The 3,410-nt window shown below is 70.9% G+C and carries 2 protein-coding genes; one reads left to right on the plus strand and one right to left on the minus strand.

The features are described from left to right. Positions 1–1,011: 1,011 nt before the first annotated feature. Entirely contained in the window at positions 1,012–1,743 is a 732-nt protein-coding gene (locus ACFWEE_RS32550; protein WP_377541236.1) for a GntR family transcriptional regulator, read from the minus strand. 369 nt (positions 1,744–2,112) lie between these two features. Here ACFWEE_RS32550 and ACFWEE_RS32555 point away from each other — a divergent pair. Next, the coding region (locus ACFWEE_RS32555; protein WP_386894837.1) for a helicase HerA domain-containing protein at positions 2,113–3,410 on the plus strand (1,298 nt) is incomplete at its 3' end.

Genomic DNA, 3,410 nt, shown 5'->3' on the forward strand with positions numbered 1-3,410 from the left:
GTGCCGGGCGGGGGCGGGGGGGGGGGCGGGGCTGGGGGCCCAACAGGGGCCCGCCCCGCCCCACACCCGGCCCGCGCCGGCGCGCAGCGACGGCCTTGAACCAGTAGAGAAACTTGTAACAACTGCGCCCACGCGCCGCGCCAGAGGACGCGCCGCGTACGGTCGTCGGCCATGAGCACTGAGACACCGAGGGACGCCGACGGCAACAAGCTCTGTGGCTGGTGCGGCGGCCCGATCCAGCAGAAGGGCGTCGGCCGCAGCCGGGACTACTGCACGCGCACGCACAAGGAGTACGCGTACAGGGCTCGCCGGGACCAGGAGATCCGGTTCCGGGCCTACTCCAAAGGCCGGGCCGACGAACGCTTCTTTTCGACAACAGCCGAAACTCCGCAACCCTCCAATACGTCTGTTGTCGAAACTCAATCACCGCAGGTCAACGCCACGAATTCCCCGTCACCCCCCGCACCTTTGCCTCCCTTGAAACGGGCTCGCCGCAGGTCCGCACAGACTGCGTCCGCCATGCCTTTGTGGCCGCCGGCGGATGACGGAGAGCCGGACGATCAGCCACCACGGACCGATTCCTAGCGGAGCGCCCACGCGTCGCTCGGCCACATCGCGGCAGCAGCTGCTCCCCCTCAGCCGCGGAGTGCCTCCAGGTCGCCTTACGCACCCGCATCCGTGACGGCGGGGGTACGGCGCTCCGCCCCAATCCGGGCCCGGCAGACGGCCGCTCAAGCCGCGCAACCCCACCCCCCTTCCCGCTGGCCGTCGTTGGTCGTCCGGAGCACCCGCAGACGCGTATGCGGTAGGCCACGGAGGATTACGGGCCTCAGGCGGCCTGTACGCCCGCCTGAGGGCTCGTGAGCGCTCCGGCGGACCGAGAGTCGCAGGAGCGGGAGAACGACGCTCAGAGGCTCACGGGAGGCCGTGTGCCGGTACGTTCGGGACTTGGCACGACGAAGCCCCCGCCGAATTCGGATCGGCGGGGGCTTCGGTGTGTGCGGGCGGAGGTCAGCTCCGATGGGCTCGCCAACGGCGGGCTGGTGCGACGGACTCCCCAACCTCCACCGTGTCGCCCTGCGCGTCGACGTACACGTTCCGGCTCAGCAGAACGGGGGCGCCGGGCTCGACGCCAAGCAGAGTCGCCTGTTCCTCGGTTGCTGCATCGGCGGCGCTGGCTTCCTCGGAGGCCACGGCGCGTCGACCGGTGACGGCCTCGATGGCTGATGGGGTGCCGCCCGGGATCCGCTCGCGCTGCAGCAGAGCGGGCACGGTCTCCGCGAGTTCAGCGACGAACCAGCTCGTGCTCGCGGAGACCGGCTCCGCGTCGGCGTTGTGCGTGACCCGCTGGCGACGCAGCGCCTGGCCGCCGTCCTCGACGCCCAGGAGGTCCGCGACCCACTCGGGGGGAGTGGTCAGGTCGGCGCCCGTGATCACGGCGTACTCGCCGTCGGCGTAGATCCGCCCGGTAGTGAGCGCCGCCTCCAGGCGGTCGGCTGCGGTGCGGTGCAGGGTCCGGCGCGTGCTGACCGTGGTGGCCGCACCCTGCCGGCCTTCCGCGAGGCCTTCCGCCCTCAGCGTGCGGTGGACCTTCTGCGCGGTCGCAGTCGAGATGCCGTACTCCGCCGCGAGTTCGCGCACGGACGGCAGCACGTCGCCGTGCGCGAGTTCGCCGCTGACGATCTTCGACTTCAGCGTGCCGACGACTTGGAGATACGGAGGCGTGCGCTCCAGCGAGGACATGGCGGGGCTCCTTCGACGGGTGAACGGTGCGGTGATCTATCACAGCATCCGGAGTAGTGATCTAGCACAGTGTATGGCTTGACACAGCAACTGTGCCCCCACAGTATGGGTCTTGTTCGGCGGCGCCTCCCGAGGGGTCGCCGAACGGCTCGAAAATCCGGGGCCCTCGCGCGCACACGCGTAGGGGCCCCACCCCGGAAACCACCGCAACACCGAAACTCGCAGGTCACAGGCTTGCGGGGGCGCAACCGCCCGCAAGGGAGGTTGCGGCCCGGGGGTTGCGGGCTCAACCGCCACAAAACAGGCGGGCCGGAACGCCGCGCGAACGGCAATCCCGGCCCTGATCCACGACCACCCAAGGAGCGACTCGTGGACTACGCAGCAGCATGGAACAAGATCGGTACTGGTACCAAAACGGCCCGCGTGATCACGGCGGACCGGATCAACAAGACGACAGCGGCGGCGAGCCAGGCACTCGACGGCGCCGCCCCGATGTGTGCCCCGCTCGCGCACCGCTGGGACACGGAGGCCGAGCGCAGGGCGAAGCTCCGGACCCCGGAGAACCTGAAGGCGTTGATCGCTGCTCAGCGGGCCAACACGTCGGCGCGGTCGACGGCTGCGACCGCCGCGAGCCAGCGGAAGGCCGCACGGGCGGCGAGCAGCAACCCGTTCAACGGCGGCCGCCGCGCGGCCCGGACGGCGGACAAGGCAGGTCGCGCTCACGCCAAGGTCGCGCGCCGCGACCTGAAGTCGGCTCGCCGGAACTACCCGCTGACGCTCAACCAGCTCGCGGTCCGCGCCCACGCCGCGCACCTGATCCCGGCTGGGATCACCTCGTACGCGATGTCGTCGGCGGAGCACTGGGCGATGTGGCCGGCGGGAAGCTCGCTGAGCCTGATCGCCCTCAACGCTGCACTGCTCGCCGTCGGCCGCCGCCAGGTGCGGGTGCCGCTCGACGACGACGCCACGGCGGAGGAGCGCCGCCTCCTGGAGCGCCTCGACCCGTCGTACTGGGTCCAGCACGCCGACGAACGAGGCCTGTCGGGCACCGTGCCCGCACCGACCGAGCTGACCCCGGCCGGTCTGGTCACCACGGTGCGCCTTGATGGCCGGTGGAAGCCGTCGGCGTTCAAGGCCAAGCACGAGGAGATCCGGGCGATGCTCGGGGCCCGCACCGCCCTGCGTATGGAGATCAGTTCGGGATCGCATGGCGACCGCGCCACGATCACGCTGCGGACCCGCAGCGCTGCCGACGGCATCGACCTGACCGGCTGGAAGCCGGGCGACCCGTGGGGCGTCGACACGGTGACCGGCGAGCCGGTCATGGTCCCGCTCGGTCGCCGGATGCTGATCGCGGGGACCTCCGGGTCGGGCAAGAGCTGGAGCACCCGGGCCCTGCTCGCGGAGGCGTCCGAGGAGCCCAACCACCGCCTGGTCGTCATCGACCCCAAGCGAGTGGAAGGCATCAACTGGGAGCACCGCGCCCGCGTCGCCATCTACGCCGAAGACGTCCTCGGCGTGACGGACGAACTGGTCGCTGAGATGTACGAGCGGCTGGAGGAGATCCCGCGCGGCCGGGACACCATCGAGATCAGCACCCGCCGCCCCCGGATCACGGTCTTCGTGGACGAAGGAGCCGAGGTCATCTCCATGGCGCGCAAGAAGCG

This window comes from Streptomyces sp. NPDC060184, from assembly GCF_042728795.1.
Classification (GTDB): domain Bacteria; phylum Actinomycetota; class Actinomycetes; order Streptomycetales; family Streptomycetaceae; genus Streptomyces.